Origin of the sequence: Streptomyces sp. NPDC047974 (genome assembly GCF_040653375.1) — a bacterium.
Taxonomy (GTDB): domain Bacteria; phylum Actinomycetota; class Actinomycetes; order Streptomycetales; family Streptomycetaceae; genus Streptomyces.
In genome coordinates, this window is sequence record NZ_JBEZNU010000007.1 from 63,040 (window position 1) to 84,011 (window position 20,972).

Annotated in this window: 21 protein-coding genes and 1 tRNA gene; 4 read left to right on the top strand and 18 right to left on the bottom strand. The window is 72.4% G+C overall.

What is annotated here, in order from left to right; all coding sequences use genetic code 11:
- Nucleotides 1-34: 34 nt before the first annotated feature.
- The 12 genes from yajC to pgsA form a co-directional block, all read right to left on the bottom strand.
- Complete coding sequence (gene yajC / locus AB0E19_RS12475) at nt 35-469, bottom strand: preprotein translocase subunit YajC (protein ID WP_362178059.1); 435 nt, start codon at nt 467-469, stop codon at nt 35-37.
- 201 nt (nt 470-670) lie between these two features.
- Nucleotides 671-1,765, bottom strand: coding sequence for a Holliday junction branch migration DNA helicase RuvB (ruvB, locus tag AB0E19_RS12480; protein ID WP_360603984.1), 1,095 nt, complete (start codon nt 1,763-1,765; stop codon nt 671-673).
- 38 nt (nt 1,766-1,803) lie between these two features.
- Complete coding sequence (gene ruvA, locus AB0E19_RS12485) at nt 1,804-2,436, bottom strand: Holliday junction branch migration protein RuvA (protein WP_362177485.1); 633 nt, start codon at nt 2,434-2,436, stop codon at nt 1,804-1,806.
- Entirely contained in the window at nt 2,433-2,963 is a 531-nt protein-coding gene (gene ruvC / locus AB0E19_RS12490) for a crossover junction endodeoxyribonuclease RuvC (protein WP_362177488.1), read from the bottom strand. Before ruvC ends, ruvA begins: the two co-directional genes overlap by 4 nt.
- Nucleotides 2,964-3,082: 119 nt before the next feature.
- Nucleotides 3,083-3,835 carry a YebC/PmpR family DNA-binding transcriptional regulator gene (locus AB0E19_RS12495; protein WP_360603980.1) on the bottom strand — a complete coding sequence of 251 codons (753 nt, stop codon included), beginning with the start codon at nt 3,833-3,835 and terminating at the stop codon, nt 3,083-3,085.
- 63 nt (nt 3,836-3,898) lie between these two features.
- Nucleotides 3,899-4,489, bottom strand: a complete 591-nt coding sequence (gene pdxT, locus AB0E19_RS12500; protein WP_362177492.1) for a pyridoxal 5'-phosphate synthase glutaminase subunit PdxT — start codon at nt 4,487-4,489, stop codon at nt 3,899-3,901.
- A 6-nt stretch (nt 4,490-4,495) separates the two neighbouring features.
- Nucleotides 4,496-5,404, bottom strand: a complete 909-nt coding sequence (gene pdxS, locus AB0E19_RS12505; RefSeq protein ID WP_362177495.1) for a pyridoxal 5'-phosphate synthase lyase subunit PdxS — start codon at nt 5,402-5,404, stop codon at nt 4,496-4,498.
- A 135-nt stretch (nt 5,405-5,539) separates the two neighbouring features.
- Nucleotides 5,540-6,082, bottom strand: a complete 543-nt coding sequence (locus tag AB0E19_RS12510) for a hypothetical protein (protein WP_030745424.1) — start codon at nt 6,080-6,082, stop codon at nt 5,540-5,542.
- Between the two features lie 11 nt (nt 6,083-6,093).
- Entirely contained in the window at nt 6,094-6,729 is a 636-nt protein-coding gene (locus AB0E19_RS12515) for an MBL fold metallo-hydrolase (protein ID WP_362177500.1), read from the bottom strand.
- A 183-nt stretch (nt 6,730-6,912) separates the two neighbouring features.
- Nucleotides 6,913-8,067, bottom strand: a complete 1,155-nt coding sequence (locus AB0E19_RS12520) for a glycosyltransferase family 4 protein (RefSeq protein ID WP_362177503.1) — start codon at nt 8,065-8,067, stop codon at nt 6,913-6,915.
- Complete coding sequence (locus AB0E19_RS12525) at nt 8,064-8,969, bottom strand: phosphatidylinositol mannoside acyltransferase (RefSeq protein ID WP_362177506.1); 906 nt, start codon at nt 8,967-8,969, stop codon at nt 8,064-8,066. Before AB0E19_RS12525 ends, AB0E19_RS12520 begins: the two co-directional genes overlap by 4 nt.
- Entirely contained in the window at nt 8,966-9,631 is a 666-nt protein-coding gene (gene pgsA / locus AB0E19_RS12530) for a phosphatidylinositol phosphate synthase (protein ID WP_043228045.1), read from the bottom strand. The genes AB0E19_RS12525 and pgsA overlap by 4 nt, the downstream gene beginning before the upstream one ends.
- A 263-nt stretch (nt 9,632-9,894) precedes the next feature.
- On the opposite strand from pgsA, the gene AB0E19_RS12535 reads away from it, so the two are divergent.
- Together AB0E19_RS12535 and AB0E19_RS12540 are read left to right on the top strand one after the other, a co-directional pair.
- Nucleotides 9,895-12,102, top strand: coding sequence for an elongation factor G-like protein EF-G2 (locus AB0E19_RS12535; RefSeq protein ID WP_362177511.1), 2,208 nt, complete (start codon nt 9,895-9,897; stop codon nt 12,100-12,102).
- 199 nt (nt 12,103-12,301) lie between these two features.
- Nucleotides 12,302-13,960 carry a hypothetical protein gene (locus AB0E19_RS12540; protein ID WP_362177514.1) on the top strand — a complete coding sequence of 553 codons (1,659 nt, stop codon included), beginning with the start codon at nt 12,302-12,304 and terminating at the stop codon, nt 13,958-13,960.
- A gap of 68 nt (nt 13,961-14,028) precedes the next feature.
- Here AB0E19_RS12540 and AB0E19_RS12545 read toward each other — a convergent pair whose 3' ends face one another.
- Nucleotides 14,029-14,592, bottom strand: coding sequence for an HIT domain-containing protein (locus AB0E19_RS12545; RefSeq protein ID WP_169092680.1), 564 nt, complete (start codon nt 14,590-14,592; stop codon nt 14,029-14,031).
- 65 nt (nt 14,593-14,657) lie between these two features.
- On the opposite strand from AB0E19_RS12545, the gene AB0E19_RS12550 reads away from it, so the two are divergent.
- Nucleotides 14,658-15,365: a potassium channel family protein gene (locus AB0E19_RS12550; RefSeq protein ID WP_362177519.1), complete on the top strand. Its 708-nt coding sequence runs from the start codon at nt 14,658-14,660 to the stop codon at nt 15,363-15,365.
- Nucleotides 15,366-15,394: 29 nt separating this feature from the next.
- Here the strand turns inward: AB0E19_RS12550 and thrS are convergent, their stop codons facing one another.
- The 3 genes from thrS to AB0E19_RS12565 form a co-directional block, all read right to left on the bottom strand.
- Entirely contained in the window at nt 15,395-17,371 is a 1,977-nt protein-coding gene (gene thrS, locus AB0E19_RS12555; protein WP_362177522.1) for a threonine--tRNA ligase, read from the bottom strand.
- 111 nt (nt 17,372-17,482) lie between these two features.
- Nucleotides 17,483-18,832: a hypothetical protein gene (locus tag AB0E19_RS12560; RefSeq protein WP_362177525.1), complete on the bottom strand. Its 1,350-nt coding sequence runs from the start codon at nt 18,830-18,832 to the stop codon at nt 17,483-17,485.
- Nucleotides 18,832-19,398, bottom strand: a complete 567-nt coding sequence (locus AB0E19_RS12565) for a DUF4365 domain-containing protein (RefSeq protein ID WP_362177529.1) — start codon at nt 19,396-19,398, stop codon at nt 18,832-18,834. Before AB0E19_RS12565 ends, AB0E19_RS12560 begins: the two co-directional genes overlap by 1 nt.
- 121 nt (nt 19,399-19,519) lie before the next feature.
- Between AB0E19_RS12565 and AB0E19_RS12570 the strand changes: the two genes are divergently transcribed.
- A complete protein-coding gene (locus AB0E19_RS12570; RefSeq protein WP_362177532.1) occupies nt 19,520-20,248 on the top strand; it encodes a 3'-5' exonuclease in 729 nt (242 codons plus the stop codon).
- Nucleotides 20,249-20,305: 57 nt separating this feature from the next.
- Here the strand turns inward: AB0E19_RS12570 and AB0E19_RS12575 are convergent.
- A tRNA-Val gene (locus tag AB0E19_RS12575) sits at nt 20,306-20,377 on the bottom strand.
- Nucleotides 20,378-20,447: 70 nt separating this feature from the next.
- On the bottom strand, nt 20,448-20,906 hold the full coding sequence (locus AB0E19_RS12580; protein ID WP_362177535.1) for an SRPBCC family protein: 459 nt from the start codon (nt 20,904-20,906) through the stop codon (nt 20,448-20,450).
- Nucleotides 20,907-20,972: the final 66 nt, after the last annotated feature.

Genomic DNA, 20,972 nt, shown 5'->3' on the forward strand with positions numbered 1-20,972 from the left:
CCGGTGGGCGTGGGACCGCGGTGCCGGATGCGGCTTACTTCGCCTCGGTCTCGCCGTCGGCCTTGCCGTCCTTCTCGACCTCGGCCGCGTCCGACTTCTTCGTCAGATCGGCCTTGGGCGCCTCGTCGGCGGCCTCGGTCAGCGAGGAGGCGTCGTCCGGGACGACGGTGTCGGAGTCGTCGGCGACGTCCTCGTCGGTGTCGCCGTGGACGATCCGGTTGTACTCGGCGTCGTCGAGGACCGCGCCGATCGCGTTCTTCGCGTAGACGGCGTGGACGCCGGGCGCGACCTCGAGCAGGACGGTCTCGTCCTGGATCTCCTTGACGGTGGCGTACATTCCCCCGATCGTGCGTACGCCGGTGCCGGGCTGCATCTGGTTGCGCATCTCCGCCGCCTGTGCCTGCTTCTTCTTGGCAGAGCGGGTCATCAGGAACATCGCCCCGATGAGCACGATGAACGGGAGGAGCATGCCGATGTTATTCACGGGACGAAAATCCTTCGCACGGTCACGGAGAACCCGCGGCCTGGTCTTCGGGGGTGGGTACGCCGCCGGAAAGGGCGGCATCGGCGGAGTCTAGGCGAGTCCGCATCGATGGAACAACGCCCAGCATGGCACCGTGGTTCCTCGTCCGGCGAGACTCCGCGCCGTCACCCACCCGTCACAGCCGCCTCAGGCGCCGAAGAGCCCCTGTTGTCCGGATCCCGCCGCTCCGGAAGCCCCCGCCGGGCCCGCTGCCTGCGGCGGAACCAGCCCGAGGTGGGTCCATGCCGCCGGCGTGGCGACCCGGCCACGGGGCGTACGGGCCAGCAGTCCCTCCCGCACGAGGAAGGGTTCGGCGACCTCCTCGACGGTCTCGCGCTCCTCCCCCACGGCGACGGCGAGCGTGGAGAGGCCGACGGGGCCGCCGCCGAAGAGCTTCAGCAGGGCCTCCAGGACGGCCCGGTCGAGGCGGTCGAGGCCGCGGCTGTCCACCTCGTACACGCCGAGGGCGGCGCCGGCGATCTCGCGGGTGATCACTCCGTCGGCCCTCACCTGGGCGTAGTCGCGGACCCGGCGCAGCAGTCGGTTGGCGATGCGGGGGGTACCGCGGGAGCGGCCGGCGATCTCGGCGGCGCCGGCCGGGTCGATCACGACGTCGAGGAGGCCGGCGGAGCGGGTCACGACCCGCTCCAGCTCGTGCGGCTCGTAGAACTCCATGTGGGCGGTGAAGCCGAAGCGGTCGCGCAGCGGCGGCGGCAGCAGGCCGGCCCGGGTGGTGGCGCCGACCAGGGTGAAGGGCGGCAGGTCGAGCGGGATGGCGGTGGCACCGGGGCCCTTGCCGACGATGACATCGACGCGGAAGTCCTCCATCGCCATGTAGAGCATCTCCTCGGCGGGCCGGGACATCCGGTGGATCTCGTCGAGGAAGAGGATCTCGCCCTCCTGGAGGGAGGAGAGGATCGCGGCGAGGTCGCCGGCGTGCTGGATGGCGGGGCCGGAGGTGATCCTGATCGGCGCGTTCATCTCCGCGGCGATGATCATCGACAGGGTGGTCTTGCCGAGGCCGGGGGCGCCGGAGAGCAGCACGTGGTCGGCGGTGGCGCCGCGCTGGCGGGCGGCCTTGAGGACGAGGTCGAGCTGCTGGCGGACCTTCTCCTGGCCGATGAACTCGCCGAGGTCCTTGGGGCGCAGGGCGGCCTCGACGGCCTGGTCGTCGCCCTCGGCGGCGGCGCCGACGATCCGCTCCTCGGCGGCGGTCGCCGTCTCGTCGTCGTCCCAGTTCACGGTGGTGTCTTCCTTCGTACGGGCGGGGTCGGCCGCGGTCAGCGGGCTCGGTTGAGCGTCTGGAGGGCGGCGCGCAGCAGCTGGGGCACGGGCGCGGCGCCGGTCTCGGCGAGCGCGGCCTCGGCCTGCGGGGTGACGGCGACGACGGCCTCCTCGGCCTCGCGGCTCGCGTAGCCGAGACCGACGAGGGCGGCGGTCAGCTGCTCGGTCCAGGGGGCGGGGCCGGTGGCGACGGCGCGCTGCTGGCCGACGAGGCCGCTGCTGCCGAGGGGCTGGCCGAGCTTGTCCTTGAGCTCCAGGAGGAGCTTCTGGGCACCCTTCTTGCCGATGCCGGGGACGGCCATGAGGGCCTTCTCGTCGCCGGTGGAGACGGCGAGGCGCAGCGCGTCGGGGCTGTGGACGCCGAGCATGGCCTGGGCGAGCCGGGGGCCGACGCCGCTGGCGGTCTGGAGCAGCTCGAAGACCTGGCGCTCGTCGTCGTCGGCGAAGCCGTACAGGGTGAGGGAGTCCTCCCGGACGACGAGGGAGGTGGCGAGCCGGGCGTGCTCGCCGACCCGGAGGCCGGCCAGGGTGTCCGGCGTGCACTGGACGGCCATGCCGACGCCGCCGACCTCGACGACGGCGGTCGTGGGGGCGAGGGCGGCGACCGGGCCGCTGACGAAGGCGATCATGACGTGCGGCCTTTCGAGGCGTGCAGGGCGACGGCCTGCTGGAGGCGGTTCTGGGCGGGGGCCCGCCAGATGTGGCAGATGGCGAGGGCGAGCGCGTCGGCGGCGTCGGCCGGCTTGGGCGGGGCGGCGAGCCTCAGCACCCGGGTGACCATGGCGCCGACCTGGGCCTTGTCGGCGCGTCCCGAGCCGGTGACGGCGGCCTTGACCTCGCTGGGGGTGTGCAGGGCGACGGGGATGCCGCGCCGGGCCGCGCAGAGCATGGCGACCGCGCTGGCCTGGGCGGTGCCCATCACCGTACGGACGTTGTGCTGGCTGAACACCCGCTCCACGGCGACCAGTTCGGGCTGGAAGCGGTCGATCCACTCCTCGATGCCGCGCTCGATGCCGACGAGGCGGTGGCCGATGTCGGCCTCGGCGGGGGTGCGGACCACGCCGACCCCGAGCATGGCCAGCGGCCGTCCGGCGACGCCCTCGACCACGCCGACACCGCACCGGGTGAGCCCCGGGTCCACTCCCAGTACGCGCACGCCGCCCCCTCCCTCGGATCCTGCGATCGGCTGTTCGTGCAGGCTATCGGGTGCCACTGACAACGCAGCGGGCCGACGGGGGTGTGTCCCCGTCGGCCCGCTGTCGGGAAGGCCGCCGATCAGGCGTCGACCTTCTCCATGACCTCGTCGCTGACGTCGAAGTTGGCGAAGACGTTCTGCACGTCGTCGCTGTCCTCCAGGGCGTCGATCAGCTTGAAGATCTTGCGCGCGCCCTCCTCGTCGAGCTCGACCTGCATGGTCGGGACGAAGCTGGACTCGGCGGAGTCGTAGTCGAAGCCGGCCTCCTGGAGGGCGGTGCGGACCGCGACCAGGTCGGTGGCCTCGCTGATGACCTCGAAGGACTCGCCGAGGTCGTTGACCTCCTCGGCGCCCGCGTCGAGCACGACCTCCAGGACGTCGTCCTCGGAGCGGTCGCCCTTGGGGAGCACGACGACGCCCTTGCGGTTGAACAGGTACGAGACCGAGCCGGGGTCGGCCATCGAGCCGCCGTTGCGGGTCATGGCGACGCGGACGTCGGAGGCGGCGCGGTTGCGGTTGTCGGTGAGGCACTCGATGAGGACCGCGACACCGTTCGGGCCGTAGCCCTCGTACATGATCGTCTCGTAGTCGGCGCCGCCGGCCTCGAGACCCGCACCGCGCTTGAGGGCGGAGTCGATGTTCTTGTTGGGGACCGACTGCTTCTTCGCCTTCTGGACGGCGTCGAACAGCGTCGGGTTGCCGTCCAGGTCGGCACCGCCGGTACGGGCAGCGACCTCGATGTTCTTGATCAGCTTCGCGAAGAGCTTGCCGCGCTTGGCGTCGATCACGGCCTTCTTGTGCTTCGTCGTAGCCCATTTAGAGTGGCCGGACATCTGCCTGTCTCCTTCGCGTAACCAACATCTTGAACGAACCCCAGAGATCCTACCGGGATCGTGTCACCGATCCGCGCGCACCATGTCCACGAAGAGCTCGTGGACGCGGTGGTCACCGGTGAGCTCGGGGTGGAAGGAGGTCGCGAGGACCCCGCCCTGGCGGACCGCGACGATGTGGCCGTCGTGCTCGGCGAGCACCTCGACCCCGGCACCGACGGACTCCACCCAGGGAGCGCGGATGAAGACGCCCTCGACGGGCGTGTCGATGCCCGCGACGGTGACTCCGGCCTCGAAGGACTCGTTCTGCCGCCCGAAGGCGTTGCGGCGCACGATCATGTCGATCCCGCCGAAGGTCTCCTGGCCCGAGCGCGGGTCGAGGATCTTGTCGGCGAGCATGATCAGGCCGGCGCAGGTGCCGTAGACCGGCATGCCCGCGGCGATCCGCTCACGGATCGGCTCCATCAGGCCGAAGAGGACGGCCAGCTTGGAGATGGTGGTGGACTCGCCACCGGGGAGGACCAGGCCGTCGACCTCGGCGAGCTCTTCGGGGCGCCGGACCGGCCTGGCCACGGCGTCCGCCGCGGCCAGGGCGATCAGGTGCTCCCGTACGTCGCCCTGGAGGGCCAGGACTCCGATCACGGGGGTGGTGCTCATCGGTGCTTACCAGCCCCGGTTGGCGTAGCGCTCGGACTCGGGGAGGGTGTCGCAGTTGATGCCGACCATGGCCTCGCCGAGGTTGCGGGAGGCGTCCGCGATGACCTTCGGGTCGTCGTAGAAGGTGGTGGCCTTCACGATGGCGGCGGCGCGCTTGGCCGGGTCGCCCGACTTGAAGATGCCGGAGCCGACGAAGACGCCCTCGGCGCCCAGCTGGCGCATCAGCGCGGCGTCGGCCGGGGTGGCGACGCCACCGGCGGAGAAGAGGACCACGGGGAGCTTGCCGAGCTCGGCGACCTCCTTGACGAGCTCGTACGGGGCGCGCAGCTCCTTGGCGGCGGCGAAGAGCTCGTTGTTGTCGAAGCCGCGCAGCTTGGCGATCTCGTTCTTGATCTGGCGCAGGTGGCGGACGGCCTCGACGACGTTGCCGGTGCCGGCCTCGCCCTTGGAGCGGATCATGGCCGCGCCCTCGGCGATGCGGCGCAGGGCCTCGCCCAGGTTGGTGGCGCCACAGACGAAGGGGGTGGTGAAGGCCCACTTGTCGGAGTGGTTGATCTCGTCGGCCGGGGTCAGGACCTCGGACTCGTCGATGTAGTCGACGCCGAGGGACTGCAGGACCTGGGCCTCGACGAAGTGGCCGATGCGGGACTTGGCCATCACCGGGATGGAGACCGCGCCGATGATCTCCTCGATCATGTTCGGGTCGGACATCCGGGCCACGCCGCCGTCCTTGCGGATGTCCGCGGGGACCCGCTCCAGGGCCATGACGGCCACGGCGCCGGCGTCCTCGGCGATCTTCGCCTGCTCGGCGTTGACCACGTCCATGATCACGCCGCCCTTGAGCTGCTCGGCCATGCCGCGCTTGACGCGCGCGGTGCCGGTCTCGGGGGACTGGGGGGTGGTGGTGCTGGACACGGGGACCTCACTCGTGACAACGGGTTCAACGGGACGTTGACGACTAGAGCGAGGAAACAGGCCACGAGCGGTCCACATCAAGGGCCAATGCGCAGCCTGTGGATCCTTTTCGCGGGAATCCGAGGCCGCGTGGGCTCAGGAAGGACGATCGGCCAGGGCCACCGGCGGTTCGTCATCCATTTCGAAGGCCATGGGGAACGGCGCGTGGCCCGCGAGCCGGAACCAGCGGACCTTGCGGTGGCGGCGCAGGGCGCGGGCGGCGCGGACGGCGTCGTTGTGGAACCGCCGCGCCATGGGAACCCGGCGGACGGCCGCGGCCAGCTCCCCCGCCGCCTCCTCCCCACCGGGCGCCTCCCGTACGAGCTCCACCTGCTCCGGCTCGCCGAAGACCGCGCGCAGGGCCTGGCTCAGCTCGCTCTCGGCGACCTCGCGGTGGTCCTCCTCGGCCTGCCGGGCCGCGTGCGCGGCCTCGTACAGCACGATCGAGGCGGCCGGATCGAGGACTCCCGAGGTGGCCAGCTCCTGGGTGACCGAGGCCCGCCGCAGCAGCTGCGCGTCGAGCGCGGCCCGCGCCGCGTCGATCCGCGTGTGCAGCCGGTCGAGCCGGCCGGCGGTCCAGCTGAGGTAGACGCCGATGAGGATCAGCGCGACGACGGTCCAGATCAGGGTTTCGGTCACGGGCGCACAGGCTACCCGGGCGACGGCAGCACACCTTCCCGAAGGGCGTGGTCATGGGCGAACAGGACGCGCACCGGCCGCCCGTCGGCGAGCTCGGCGAGCCGGCCGAGCCAGGGCCGGTACGGCGTCCCGAAGTCGCCCGCCGTGTCGTACGCCTGCCCGGCGAGGACCGTCACGCGGTCGCCGTGGTCGAGGACGAGCGACTGGTGCCCGTCGACGTGCCCGGGCGTCGGCACGATCCGCACGCCCGGTCCGACTTCGTGCTCCCCGTCGATCTCCACCCAGGCGACGCCGGGCAGGAGGCTGTCGATGGTGTACGCGCCCGCCCGCGCGGTGGCGAGCTCGCGGCGCTGCACGAGGACGGGGGTGCCGGGGAAGCGCTGGTTGCCGCCGATGTGGTCGAAGTGGAGGTGGCAGTTGACGATCGCGTCCACCTCCGCGGGCGGCACGGTGAGCGGCCGGCGCACGATCCGGTAGTGGGCGTCGGTCTCCGGCGAGCCCTCGCCCATCCCGGTGTCGAACAGCACGGTGCCCGCGGGGTGCCGGACCAGGTAGGCGAGCGCGGGCTCCACGCGCGCGTGGGGGCCGCCCCACTCGTCGGCGGGGCGGACGAAGTGACCGAGGTCGAGTCGCGTGACGTGCATCATGCGAGCAGGGTGTTCGCCCGCCGCCGCTGTGGGCGCCCGTTCCGCCAGGGGCGGAACGGGCGGGCACAGCGGAAGCCGCGCCCGCGCGGAACGTCACGCGCCGGGACCCGCACCGGTACGGCGCCGCCCGTCAGGTGCGGGCCCGGGCCCGGAAAGCCCCGGCCCGGCCGGGGGCGCCGGGTCCTACAGGCCCAGGCGGGCTCGGAGGCCGCCTGTCTTCTCGTCCGTGTCGACCGCCGCCGCCCCGTCCGTCACCGTCTCGTAGACCGCCAGGATGTCGGCGCCGACCGTCGACCAGTCGAACCGCCGCACGTGCGCCGAGCCGCGTGCGCTGAGTCCGGCGCGGCGGGCGGGGTCGGCGAGGAGCCGGATCGCCGCGTCGGCCAGCGCGTCCGCGTCCTCGTTGGCGAAGAGCTCGCCCGCCGCCCCCTGGTCGAGGACCTGCGCGAACGCGTCCAGGTCGGCGGCGAGGACCGGCGCGCCGGCGGACAGCGCCTCGACGAGGATGATGCCGAAGGACTCGCCGCCGGTGTTGGGCGCCACGTACACGTCGACGCTGCGCAGCAGCCGCGCCTTGTCCTCGTCGCTGACCATGCCGAGGAACTCCACCCGGGAGCGCATCTCGGGCGGCAGCGTCGCCACCGCCTCCTCCTCGTCGCCGCGCCCGGCGACCAGCAGGCGGGCGCCGGGGCGCTCGGTGAGGATCCGCGGCAGCGCCTTCATCAGGACCGGCAGGCCCTTGCGGGGCTCGTCGATCCGCCCGATGAAACCGAGCGTCTCGCCCTGCCACTCCGCCTTCGGTTCCGCTCCGGCGAAGAAGTCGACGTCGACGCCGTTGGGGATGACGACCGCGTCGCCGCCCAGGTGCTCCACCAGCGTCCGGCGCGCGTACTCGCTGACCGCGATCCGGGCGCTGATCTTCTCCAGCGCCGGCTGGAGGATCGGGTAGGCGGCGAGCATCGCCCGTGAGCGCGGGTTCGAGGTGTGGAAGGTGGCGACGATCGGACCCTGCGCAGCCCAGCAGGTGAGCAGGCCAAGCGAGGGCGAGGTCGGCTCGTGGATGTGGACGACGTCGAAGGTGCCGTCGTGCAGCCAGCGGCGGACCCGCGCGGCGGAGAGGAAGCCGAAGCTGAGGCGGGCCACCGAGCCGTTGTACGAGACGGGCACGGCACGGCCTGCGGAGACGACGTACGGCGGCAGCGGGGTGTCGTCGTCGGCGGGGGCCAGGACGGAGACCTCGTGCCCCAGCCGGATCAGGTGCTCCGCGAGGTCGCGGATGTGGAACTGGACGCCGCCCGGTACGTCCCAGGAGTACGGGCAGACGATTCCGATCCTCACGGTGTGCGCTCCTCCAGGTCGGCCAGCCAGAGGCGCTGGAGCATGTGCCAGTCCTCCGGGTGGTCCGCGATGGCCCCGGCGAAGGTGTCGGCGAGGGCCTGTGTCATGAGGGACGCCTTCTCGCCGCGGGTACCTGACCCGGGTGCCTCCACGGGCGCGTGCACCTCGCCCTTCATGACGTCGGTGTCGTCGTACCAGAGGGTCACCGGCAGCAGGATCGCGTCGGTCTGGAGAGCGAGCATGGCCGGTCCCGCGGGCATCCGGGTGGCCTCGCCGAAGAAGGAGACCTCGACGCCGGAGGCGGACAGGTCCCGGTCGGCGACCAGGCAGACCAGGCCGCCGTCCCGCAGCCGGCGGGCGAGGGTCCCGAAGGCGGCGCCGCCGGTGTGCGGCAGCACCTCCATGCCGAGGGACTCGCGGTAGGCGACGAAGCGGTCGTACAGCGACTCGGGCTTGAGGCGCTCGGCGACCGTCGTGAAGGGCGTGTCGAGGGCGCGGGTCACCCAGACGCCGGCCAGGTCCCAGTTGCCCATGTGCGGCAGGGCGAGGATCACGCCCCGGTCGGAGGCTATGGCGTCCTTCAGGACGTCCTCGCCCTTGATCGAGAAGCTGTTCGCGGCCCGCTCGCGGCTCCAGGTGGGGAGCCGGAAGGACTCCATCCAGTAGCGCATGTACGAGCGCATGCCGGCCTTCGACAGCTCGGCGAGCCGCTCGGGCGTGGCGTCGGGCACCACGCGCGCGAGGTTGGCCTCCAGGCGCAGCACGCCCTTGCCGCGCCGCTTCCACACGGTGTCGGCGATCTTCCGGCCGAGGGCCTCGGCCGCCGGTTCCGGGAGCTTCTTCACGGTGGCCCAGCCGAGGCCGTACAGCCCGTCGGCCACCTTGTCCTTCAGCGCGCTCACGTCGCCGCCCCGCTTCCCCCGGCGGCCGCGGCGGCGTCCGCCTCGGCCGATTCCCTGCGTACCGTCACGACCCGCTGCCCCAGGGTCACGGCCGAGCCGACGGCCACGATCCACAGCGCGATGGGCAGCAGCACGTCGATCCCCGGCACGCCGAAGGCGTGCAGTCCGGCGAGACCGGCGGCGACCAGCGAGATCACGAGCCGTTCGGCCCGCTCGATCAGGCCGTTGACCGCGACCGGCAGGCCGATCGATTCGCCGCGCGCCTTGGTGTACGAGACGACCTGGCCGCTCGCCAGGCAGAAGATCGCCACCGCGCACAGCACGTTGTCGTCGCCCTTGCCGGCGTACCAGAGGGCGAAGCCGCCGAAGATCGCCCCGTCGGCGACCCGGTCGAGGGTCGAGTCGAGGAAGGCGCCCCAGCGGCTGGAGATCCCGGCCTGCCGGGCCATGTTGCCGTCGACGAGGTCGGAGAAGACGAAGAGGGTGATGACGATCGTGCCCCAGAAGAACTCGCCCCTGGGGAAGAAGACCAGCGCACCGGCGACCACTCCCGCCGTGCCGATCAGCGTCACGGCGTCGGGGCTGACGCCCCGGCGGAGCAGAAACGCGGCGAACGGTGTGAGGACACGCGTGAAAAACGCACGCGCGTACTTGTTCAGCATGGCCTTCCCGAGGTTTCGGCGGGCCGCGCGGTCCCATGACCACCGGCTCACCCATCGTAGCCACGCGGGTGGCGGCGCACGGGAGCGCACCCACCCCGCCGCGTCACCGTACCCCCGGAGGCCCCACCCGTGTACGACGTATGGACGCGTCACGGCGTCGGTGCAAAGCTCGAAGGAGCACCCCGCGGGCACCGCCGGAGCCGCACCGCGACGCCGCTCCCCCGCGCCCGCTCCCCTCACCGCCTCGCAGCCGGGAGGACATCATGGGCGACAAGGCGCACACCCCCGCCGGAGCCGCCGGCAGGGCACCGACGGCCGACCGGCCCTCGGAGGTACGGAACGTGGTGCTGGTCGGCCACAGCGGCTCGGGCAAGACGACGCTGGTCGAGGCGCTCGCCCAGACCGCGGGGGCGCTCGGCAGACCGGGCCGGGTCGAGGACGGGGCGACCGTCTCCGACTACGACGAGATCGAGCACCGCCAGCACCGCTCGGTCCAGCTCTCCCTCGTCCCGGTCGGCTGGGACGGCGTCAAGGTCAATCTGCTCGACACCCCCGGATACGCCGACTTCGTCGGGGAGCTGAGGGCCGGTCTGCGCGCGGCGGACGCGGCCCTCTTCGTCGTCTCGGCCGCCCAGGAGGCCGACGCGGTCGCCGCCTCCACCCGGATGGTCTGGGAGGAGTGCGCGGCCGTCGGCATGCCGCGCGCCATCGTCGTCACCCACCTCGACACCGCCCGCACGGACTTCGAGGAGCTGACCCGGGTCTGCGCCGGGCTCTTCGGCGCCGACGACCCCGACGCCGTGCTGCCGCTCTACCTGCCGGTGCACGGCCCGGAGGGCGCCGACGGCCACGCCCCCGCCACCGGCCTGATCGGCCTCCTGTCCGAGCAGGTCTTCGACTACGCGACGGGCGTCCGGAGCGAGCGGCCGCCCGAGGAGGCCGACCGGGAGCCGATCGCCGCGGCGCGGGCCCGGCTCATCGAGGGGATCATCGCCGAGAGCGAGGACGAGACCCTGATGGACCGCTATCTGGGCGGCGAGGAGATCGACGTCGGCACCCTCGTCGACGACCTGGAGAAGGCGGTCGCCCGGGGCGGCTTCCACCCCGTGCTCGCCGCCGCCCCCGCCACGAACGGCGGCGGCCAGGGCCTGGGCACCGTCGAGCTCCTGGACCTCATCACCCGTGGCTTCCCCTCCCCGCTGGAACACGAGCCGCCGGCCGTCACCACCCCGGCGGGCGAGGCGCGCCCGCCGCTCGCCTGCGACCCCGACGGACCGCTCGTCGCCGAGGTCGTGAAGACCGCCGCCGACCCCTACCAGGGCCGGATCTCCCTGGTCCGGGTCTTCTCCGGAACCCTGCGCCCCGACGACACCGTGCACGTCTCCGGGCACGGCCTGGCCGACCGCGGCCACGAGGACCACGACGTCGACGAACGGGTCGGCGCCCTCACGTCCCCCTTCGGCAAGCAGCAGCGGCCGATGGCGCACTGCGTCGCCGGCGACCTCGCCTGCGTGGCCCGGCTCGGCCGCGCCGAGACCGGCGACACCCTGTCCGCCAAGGACGATCCGCTCCTGATCGAACCGTGGCCGATGCCCGAACCGCTGCTGCCGCTCGCCGTCGAGGCGCACAGCAAGGCGGACGAGGACCGGCTCTCGCAGGGCCTGGCCAAGCTGGTCGCCGAGGACCCGACCCTCCGCCTGGAACAGAACCAGGACACCGGCCAGGTCGTCCTGTGGTGTCTGGGCGAGGCCCACCAGGACGTCGTCCTGGAGCGGCTGCGCGGCCGCTACGGGGTGCGCGTGGACGCCGTCCCGTACCGGGTGCCGCTGCGCGAGACCTTCGGGGCACCCGCCTCCGGCCGCGGACGGCACGTCAAACAGTCCGGCGGGCACGGCCAGTTCGCAATCTGCGAGATCGACGTCGAGCCCCTCCCGCCGGGCAGCGGCATCGAGTTCGTCGACAAGGTCGTGGGCGGCGCGGTCCCCCGCCCGTTCATCGGCTCCGTCGAGAAGGGCGTACGGGCCCAGGCCGCGCGCGGGGTCGCCGCCGGGCATCCGCTGGTCGACGTCCGGGTCACCCTCAAGGACGGCAAGGCCCACTCGGTGGACTCCTCCGACGCCGCCTTCCAGACGGCCGGCGCGCTCGCCCTGCGCGAGGCGGCCGCCGAGGTCCCGGTCCACCTCCTGGAGCCGGTCGCGGAGGTGCGGGTGCTCGTCCCCGACGAGTACGTGGGCGCCGTGATGAGCGACCTGTCCGGGCGGCGCGGCCGGGTCGTCGGCACCGACCAGGCGGGACCGGGCCGCACGGTCGTCAGGGCCGAGGTCCCGGAGATCGAGATCGGCCGGTACGCCATCGACCTGCGGTCCGTCTCGCACGGCACGGGCCGCTTCGACCGCAGCTACGCCCGGCACGAACCGATGCCCCCTCAGATCGCCGAACGACTCCGCGAACAGACAGGGAAGGGTGGGTAGTCGACGAAGCGCCGGCGGTCTCCGTCCGCCCGGCACCGCAGCGGGCGGACGGGTTCCGGTCAGCCTTGTCCACAGCTTCCGGCCGGGGTTGTCCACAGCCGGTGACGCATACCACGCCGCCCGGTTACGCTGTGGTGCCCAGCTCGGCGGCTGTGCCGGGCGCGGCAGTCGGGAACGGCCCGCACGGGTACTCGCGGTGATGGGGGCGGAAGTGGCGATCGACGGTTTCGGACCGGGGGCACAGATCCCCCTCCAGGGCGGCAGCGGCCTGACCGGGGCGACGAACGCGCTGGCCTCGGCCGCGTACCGGGACAGCCCCCTGGAGACCATCCAGGATGCCGACAACGAGCACTACAAGACCGGGGTCAAGAAGGGCAAGTGGGAGAAGCTCTTCCGCCCCGACCTCGGCGAGGCGTTCTCCCGGGCCGTGCAGGTCCGCATGCTCGGCGGTGGCCGCAAGGCCCTCATCCAGTCCTTCGGCGCCGAGCCCCAGCCTGTCGTCGAACACTGCCTGGCGGCCACCCACATCCGCCGGCGCCGCGACATCAAGCTGACCCTGGTCACCTTCGTCTGCGGCTTCCTCTTCCTGCCCGGGCTGCTGCTCTGGCTCGGAGTGATCCACCTGCGCCGCACCGCCGCCGGGAAGGCCAACAAGAAGACCAGCCTCATCGGCACCGTCCTCCTGTGGGCGGCGGGCATCGTCGCCGCCCTGGTCCTCCTCAGGCTCCCCTTCGACGGCCTGCTCCCCAACTACCTGCGGGCGATGATCGTCGCCCCGGTGATCGGCTGGTACCTCGCGAGCCGGATCTGCCTCGGCGCCGCCGTGGACCTCCGCGAGCGGTGGACCGGACTGCTGAGCGGCGGCGGCGTCAGCGCCCACGTCCCCAAGTCCGTCCCCACCGACCCCGGCGAGAAGTCCGCCGAGGAGCTCCGGCTCAACCTGGAGAAACTCTCCGCCGAGCAGCAGTCCAACGTGGTCTTCTACGCCGGCCCCAAGGGCATCCTCGGCCTCGGCACCCGCTGGGGCAGCTGGACGCTCGCCGAGGAGCTGGTCCCGGTGGCCGGCCTCGAGATGCACGACTTCCGCGCCTGGGACCTGATCCGCAAGATCCACGACCAGCTCACGCTCCTGGAGCGCGGCTCCCTGAAGACCGGCTTCCCGAAACCCACGGTCAAGCACTGGATCGTCTCCCCCGTCGGCGAGGGCGCCGACGAGGTCAGCCGCCCCGAGGGCGACAACATCGTCCACTACCAGGTCAAGCCCCACGAGATACAGCGGATCTGCAACGAGCAGCAGTTCGACGCCGGCAACCGCCACTACCTCGGCGTCCAGTTCACGCTCTGGGACGGCAACGTGGTCCTGACCATGATGGTCACGGTGACCTCGCTCCACCACACCCTGCGCATCGAGGTCACCGGCCACGCCCTCGGCCCCGTCCACGGCCTGTTCACCACCAAGCCCAAGGCGAAGACCAAGGAGGTCTCCAAGACCGTCCGCTTCTGGGAGACCAAGGAGATCCCGCAGCCGCTGCTCGGCACCGACGACATCGTCCGGCTCGCCGTCCGCGCCCCGCTCACCTGGTACCCGCCTGTCCTGGACTTCCTCGGCGGCAAGATGACCCTGCCCGAGCCCTTCGGCCTGCGGCACGTCTGGGCCGGACCGCTCTGGAAGAACCGCTTCATGGCCGACGACGCCATCCGCATGGCCACGCCCGTGCTCCGCGCCGTCCACACCGCGACGATCCGCTTCCTCGGCGAGCACAACGTCGACACCGAGCGCTTCACCAACCGCTCCCTCGTCCTCGGCGGCTCCGTGCAGGAGCCCGGCCCGAAGAAGGCCGACGTCTACGACGCCTGACGTCCCCGCCCGGGGACGCGTACGGCCCCGGGGCGCGCGCCCCGGGGCCGTACGGCGAGGAAGTCGGCTCAGACGGTGGCCGGCCAGGCGTCGGCCAGCATCTTCCGGGTGTCGGCCAGCAGCTGCGGCAGGATCTTGGTGTGGCCCACGACCGGCATGAAGTTGGTGTCGCCGCCCCAGCGCGGCACCACGTGCTGGTGCAGGTGCGCGGCGATCCCCGCGCCCGCCACCGCGCCCTGGTTCATGCCGATGTTGAAGCCGTGCGCGCCCGACGCCGCCCGCAGGGCGATCATCGCCCGCTTGGTCAGGTCGGCCAGTTCCGCCGTCTCGGCCGCGTCGAGGTCCGTGTAGTCGGCGACGTGCCGGTAGGGGACGACCATCAGGTGCCCGCCGTTGTACGGATACAGGTTGAGAACCGCGTACACGCTCGCGCCCCGGGCGATCACCAGCCCGTCCTCGTCCGACTTCGACGGGATCGAACAGAACGGGCAGCCGTCGTCGGCGCCCGGCCCGGTCGGCTTGTTCTCCCCCTGGATGTACGCCATCCGGTGGGGCGTCCACAGACGCTGGAACGCGTCCGGCGCCCCCACCCCGATCTGCTGCTCCGGCTCAGTCGTCATGCTGTGCAGCATATTGCGTCGCCCGTTCGGAACGTGTCGGCGGGGCGAGGGAAGCCCCCTCGGGTGATCCTGATCCGATGAGCGAAAGGCCCCCGAAACCGCCCCGCCAGGAACGCTGGGACCACCGCATGGAGCTGCCGCTCGCCGTGGCCTCGCTCGCCTACCTCGCGGGGTACGCGGTCCGGGTCCTCGCCCGCGACCACCTCCCGCGGCTCGGCGTGGACCTGTGCGTCGGGATCGTCCTCGGCGCCTGGGCGGTCTTCATCACGGACTACGTGGTGCGGCTCCGGCTCAGCGGCCTGCGCCCGCTCCGCTTCGTCCGGACCCACCTCCTGGACACCACGGTGCTCCTGCTGCCGCTGCTGCGCCCGGTCCGGATGGTGACGCTCTACGACCGGGTCCAGCGCCGCCGGGGCCAGCCGCGGCTCACCCTCTACGCCCGGGTGATGGTCTACTCCGGGCTCTCGGTCTCCCTGCTCGGCTTCACCGCCGCGCTCACCGTCTACCACCACGAGGCCGACGCCCCAGGAGCCTCCATCCGCACCTTCGGCGACTCCGTCTGGTGGGCCTGCGCCACGCTGGCGACGGTCGGCTACGGCGACGTGAGCCCGGTGACCCCCATCGGCCGGACGGTGGCGGTCGGCCTGATGGCCTGCGGCCTGGCCCTGCTCGGCGCGGTGACGGGTTCGTTCTCGTCGTGGCTGATCCAGGCGTTCACCAGGGAGGACGAGAAGCCGCCGGGGAACGGGGAAGGCCCCCGGGGGGATTCCCCGGAGGCCTTCTGACGACGCGCTCGGCGGGACGCGCCAGGCCGTCAGACCTGGACGCGCTCCTCGACGATCTTGGCGATCTTGGCGATGGCCTCGTCGGCGGGGATGCCGTTCTCCTGCGAACCGTCGCGGTAGCGGAAGGAGACGGCACCGGCCGCCATGTCCTCATCACCCGCGATGACCATGAAGGGGACCTTCTGCTTCTGCGCGTTGCGGATCTTCTTCTGCATCCGGTCCGAGGAGGAGTCGACCTCCACGCGCAGGCCCTGCTTCTTCGCCTTGGCGGCGAACTCCTGCAGGTACTCGACGTGCGCGTCGCCGATCGGGATGCCGGTCGCCTGGACCGGGGCCAGCCACGGCGGCATGGCGCCCGCGTAGTGCTCCAGGAGCACCGCGAAGAAGCGCTCGATCGAACCGAAGAGCGCACGGTGGATCATGACCGGGCGCTGCTTGGTGCCGTCCGGAGCGGTGTACTCCAGGTCGAAGCGCTCCGGCAGGTTGAAGTCGAGCTGGACGGTCGACATCTGCCAGGTACGGCCGATGGCGTCCCGCGCCTGCACCGAGATCTTCGGGCCGTAGAAGGCGGCGCCGCCCGGGTCGGGGGTGAGCGGCAGGCCCTGCTTCTCGGCGACCTGCTGGAGGACGGCGGTGGCCTCCTCCCACACCTCGTCGGAGCCGACGAACTTCTCCGGGTCCTTGGTCGACAGCTCCAGGTAGAAGTCCGTCAGACCGTAGTCGCGGAGCAGGTTCAGGACGAAGGTGAGGGTCTTGTCCAGCTCCTCCGCCATCTGCTCGCGGGTGCAGTAGATGTGCGCGTCGTCCTGGGTGAAGCCCCGGGCCCGGGTGAGACCGTGCACGACGCCGGACTTCTCGTACCGGTACACGGTGCCGAACTCGAACAGGCGCAGCGGCAGCTCACGGTAGGAGCGCCCGCGCGCGTCGAAGATCAGGTTGTGCATCGGGCAGTTCATGGGCTTGAGGTAGTAGTCCACGCCCTCGTCGAGCTGCATGGGCGGGTACATGCCCTCGGCGTACCAGTCGAGGTGGCCGGACTTCTCGAAGAGCTTGCCCTTGGTGGCGTGCGGCGAGTAGACGAACTCGTAGCCCTCCTCCTCGTGGCGCTTGCGCGAGTAGTCCTCCATGACCCGGCGGATGATGCCGCCCTTGGGATGGAAGACGGCGAGGCCGGAGCCGATCTCGTCCGGGATGGAGAAGAGGTCGAGCTCGTTGCCCAGCTTGCGGTGGTCGCGCTTCTCGGCCTCGGCGAGGAAGTCGAGGTGGGCCTTCAGCTCGTCCTTCGACGGCCAGGCGGTGCCGTAGATGCGCTGCAGCATGGGGTTCTTCTCGCTGCCGCGCCAGTAGGCGGCCGCGTTGCGCATCAGCTTGAACGCCGGGATGTTCCGGGTGGTGGGGAGGTGGGGACCGCGGCAGAGGTCCTTCCAGCACAGCTCGCCGGTCTTGGCGTCGAGGTTGTCGTAGATGGTCAGCTCGCCGCCGCCCACTTCGACGTTCGCGCCGTCGTCGGTGGAAGCGGAGCCCTTGATGCCGATGAGCTCCAGCTTGTACGGCTCGTCGGCGAGCTCCTCGCGGGCGGCCTCGTCGGTCACCACGCGGCGGGCGAAGCGCTGGCCGCGCTTCTGGATCTCCTGCATCTTCTTCTCGATGGCCTTGAGATCCTCGGGCGTGAACGGCTTCTCGACGTCGAAGTCGTAGTAGAAGCCGTCACGGACCGGCGGGCCGATGCCCAGCTTGGCCTCGGGGAAGAGCTCCTGCACGGCCTGCGCCATGACGTGCGCGGTCGAGTGGCGCAGGATGTTCAGGCCGTCCTCGGAGGAGATCTCGACGCCCTCGACGACATCGCCGTCGGCGGGCTCGTACGAGAGGTCCTTGAGGTCACCCGCGACACGGGCGGCGATGACGGTGCGGTCGTCGGCGAACAGGGCGCCGGCCGTGGTGCCCGCGCTCACCGTCCTCTCCTCAAATCCCAAGGCGGACTGGACGGTCACACGGACTTCTGACACGGGTACTCCATGCATCGGGGCGCTGGCAGACACGAGGTGCCGGCGCCGGCGGCGCGCGGCAGAGACGAGGTGCCGCGTCCCCTCGATCTTACGGGCCCGCCCGCGCCCCGCTCACCGGTCCTCCTCCGGCCCGCCCTCCTCCTCGAAGAAGGCCCCGTCCTCGACGGTCCCCTGCAGCGATTTCATCAGCCGGTCCCGCTCCGCCTCGTCCACCTGCACCGGGACGACGCCGGAGGCCTGGGTGAGGCGGCGGAAGCCGCCGCGGCTCTCCAGCCGGCCGACGACCCGGATCGGGAGGCCCACGAGGTGGGCGTGGCCCGCGGTGCGGTACGCCTCCTCGTCGAGCGCGACGCGGACGTGGCCGACCTCCGCGCCGCCGAGCACCCGGAGCTTGACCGTGCCCTCGCCGCGCGGTCCCGAGCGGCGCAGCCGGACGACGGCGCCGGTGATCCGCACCGGGACGGAGGGCTCGTCGGTGAGGTAGCGGGCGCTCGCCTCGCGCAGCGCGGGCAGGTCGCCGGGGGAGAACTCGACGGGTTCGGGGCGGGCGGCGCAGCCCTCGGGGACGCCGGCGGCCGGGGCCCATTCGAGGGCGATGCGGGCGCCTTCGGTCCCCCGGACGAGGGCGACGAGCGCCTCGGTGAGCTCGCGGCTGACGCCGGCCTCGACGGCGGAGTCGAAGGCCTCCATGCCTCCGGTGGCGCGCTGGTAGTCGACGGCCTCGCGGGCGGCGTGCAGCGCGTGGTAGAGCCGGACCGCGACGGGCCGGCCGGGCGGGACGGGCAGGAAGGCGGTGAGGACCCGGCCGCCGGGGTCGGTGCCGACGACGACGGGTTCGAGGGCGGCCCGGGCGGCGGAGCGGTGCCGGGAGCCGTGGTAGCCGGCGCGGCCGCGCACGGCGAGGGCCCCGGCGAGGAGGATCCCGCGGGCGGCGGCGCGGAACTTCTCCTGTGCGGGCCAGGGCACGGTGCCGGCCGGGCCCGGGGGCACCTCGCGCCACCAGCGGACCTCGTCGCTGGGGACGGCGAGGCCGGTCAGGACCTCGCGGGCGGAGGGGGCCGCGCTGCGGGCGAGGGCGGTGAGGGCCTCGCCGATGAGGTCCTCGCAGTCGGGGAAGGCGAGGCTGTCGGGGACGAGGAGGCTGGTGCCGCCGCTCGGCTGCCCGCCGGGCGGGGTCCAGCGGCCGTAGCGGCCGGCGGCCCCGCCGCGGCGCTGCCAGCCGTGGCGGGCGAGGAGGGCGCCGAGGACGCGCGGGTCGACCCGGCCGGGGTCGGGGACGCCGTCGCCCGGGGAGGACCAGGAGCCGGCGGGGTCGGCGGCCGGGACGGGGTGGGGCCGGTACGGCGACGGGACGGGTCCGGGTGCGCCCCGGTCGCCCGCCCGGTACCCGCCGCCCGACCCGTCCCCGGTCCCGTACCCGTCCCCCGTCCCGTATCCGGAGTCGTCGATCGGTCGGTGCATCAAGGTCTCCCTCCCCGGCCGACCCGGGTCATGATCTCGCAGAGCGCCCGGTCGTCGAAGATCCGCGCCGTGGGGACGCGCACGGTGGTCCGGCGGCGTCCGGTGACCGGGTGTCCGGCCAGGTTCATCCAGTAGCAGCAGTGCCTCAGGTCGAGCCGGTCGTGGCTCGCTCGCAGCCAGTCCTCCGGGTCTCTCGGGACGATCATGACGACCAGGATCTTGTGCACCGCCACGGGTGTCCGGGCGAGCTTCACCAGGTGGTCGTTGTCGAGGGTGAAGGGGAAGGTGCTCCCCGTCGGGTGCGGTGGCAGTTGGTAGGTGCACTTCAGCTGCACCTTGATGGTGACCTCGTCGTCGACGGTGTGTCCGGGCGAGCCGTGGCTCACGTGCCAGTCGACGCCGTTGTCCGGGAAGGGCTGCGCGAGCGAGCAGCCCGCCGCGGCGGCGACGGCGTGCAGGTATCCCACCTGGAGGGTCTCCATGCAGGCGGTGGTGGCGAGTGAGCCGCGTGCCGGGGCCGCCCGCTGGGGCGGCAGCCCTCCCGACTCGGGCTTGGCGACCGACATGTGAACGTCCTTCCCCGTCACCAGTGTTGTGACCGGTCCGCGTACGCCGCAAACAGGGCGGGTATCACCGCTTCGGGGCAGGGGGTTGGCCATCTGCCGCGCGGGTGCGAGGAGTTCGGGTATGACGACGAACTGGTACGAAGGGCCCCTGGCCGCTTTCGACACGGAGACCACCGGAGTGGACGTCGAGCAGGACCGGATCGTGTCCGCCGCTCTCGTCGTCCAGGACGCGGCCGGGGCACGGCCCCGGGTGACCCGCTGGCTGGTCAATCCGGGGGTTCCGGTCCCGGAAGGGGCCACGGCGGTGCACGGGCTGACGGACGACCACCTCCAGCGCAACGGCCGGTGGCCGTCGCCGGTGATGGAGGAGCTGGGGCGCGCCCTGGCCGAGCAGAACGCGGCGGGAAGGCCGCTGGTGGTGATGAACGCGCCGTTCGACCTCACCATCCTGGACCGGGAGTTGAGGCGCCATCGGGCGTCGACGCTGGGCCGGTACCTGGAGCACACCTCGCTGTGCGTGCTCGATCCGCGGGTCCTCGACAAGCATCTGGACCGGTACCGCAAGGGCCGCCGGACGCTGACGGACCTGTGCGCGCACTACGAGGTGGACCTCGAGGGAGCGCACGACGCGGCGGCGGACGCCACGGCCGCGCTCCAGGTGGTGCGGGCGGTGGGGCGGCGCTTCGCGTCCCGTCTGGAACGGCTGTCCCCGGCGGAGCTGCACACGCTCCAGGCGGTGTGGCACGCGGCGCAGGCGCGGGGCCTCCAGGCGTGGTTCACCCGGCAGGGGACGCCGGAGCTGGTGGATCCCGCGTGGCCGCTCCGTCCGGAGCTGCGGAAGGCGGCGTGAGCGGTGCCGGAAACGGCTGAGGCCGGTCCGTCGTGATGACGGACCGGCCTCTCCCGGTGGGCGATACTGGGATCGAACCAGTGACCCCTTCGGTGTGAACGAAGTGCTCTCCCGCTGAGCTAATCGCCCGGGAACGGGTTGAACCATACAGGGCTTCCGGGCCGGGCTCCAAATTCGTTCGGGGCGTTCACGGGAGCGCTCACCGGAGCATGCGTTCGGAGCGCAGGCGCGCGGCGAGCCCGCGCCGTCCTCCGCGCATCATCAGGGCGTGGTTGGCGCGGAAGAAGGGGCGGCCGGGGACGGCGAGGAGGCGCAGCAGCCGGGCGCGGACCTCGACCTCCTGCTCGTAGAGGGCGTGGGTGCCGGCCCCGTCGGCGGTGAGGGTCCAGCGGGCCCAGCCCTCCAGGTCGCCGTCGAGCCGGACCTCCAGGACGCGGGACCGGGGGTCATGGCGGAGGGCGCGGGCGGTGACCTCGATGTCGTACGGGAGCAGGGAGCGGAAGCGGGCGGTGCCGCTGGTGTCGTCGCGGGGGACGACGGCGCGGACCTGCGGCCACCAGAGGGGGTAGTCCTCGGCGCGGGCGAGGGCGGCGTAGACCCGGTCGGGCGGGGCGGCGAGCCGCCAGACGCTGCGGAAGCGGTACCGGCACCAGTCCATGGGTCCAGTGTGGGTACTCGGGCCGGATCTGAGTAGCAGCGCGCATTCCCCGGGCGGGGGCGCGGC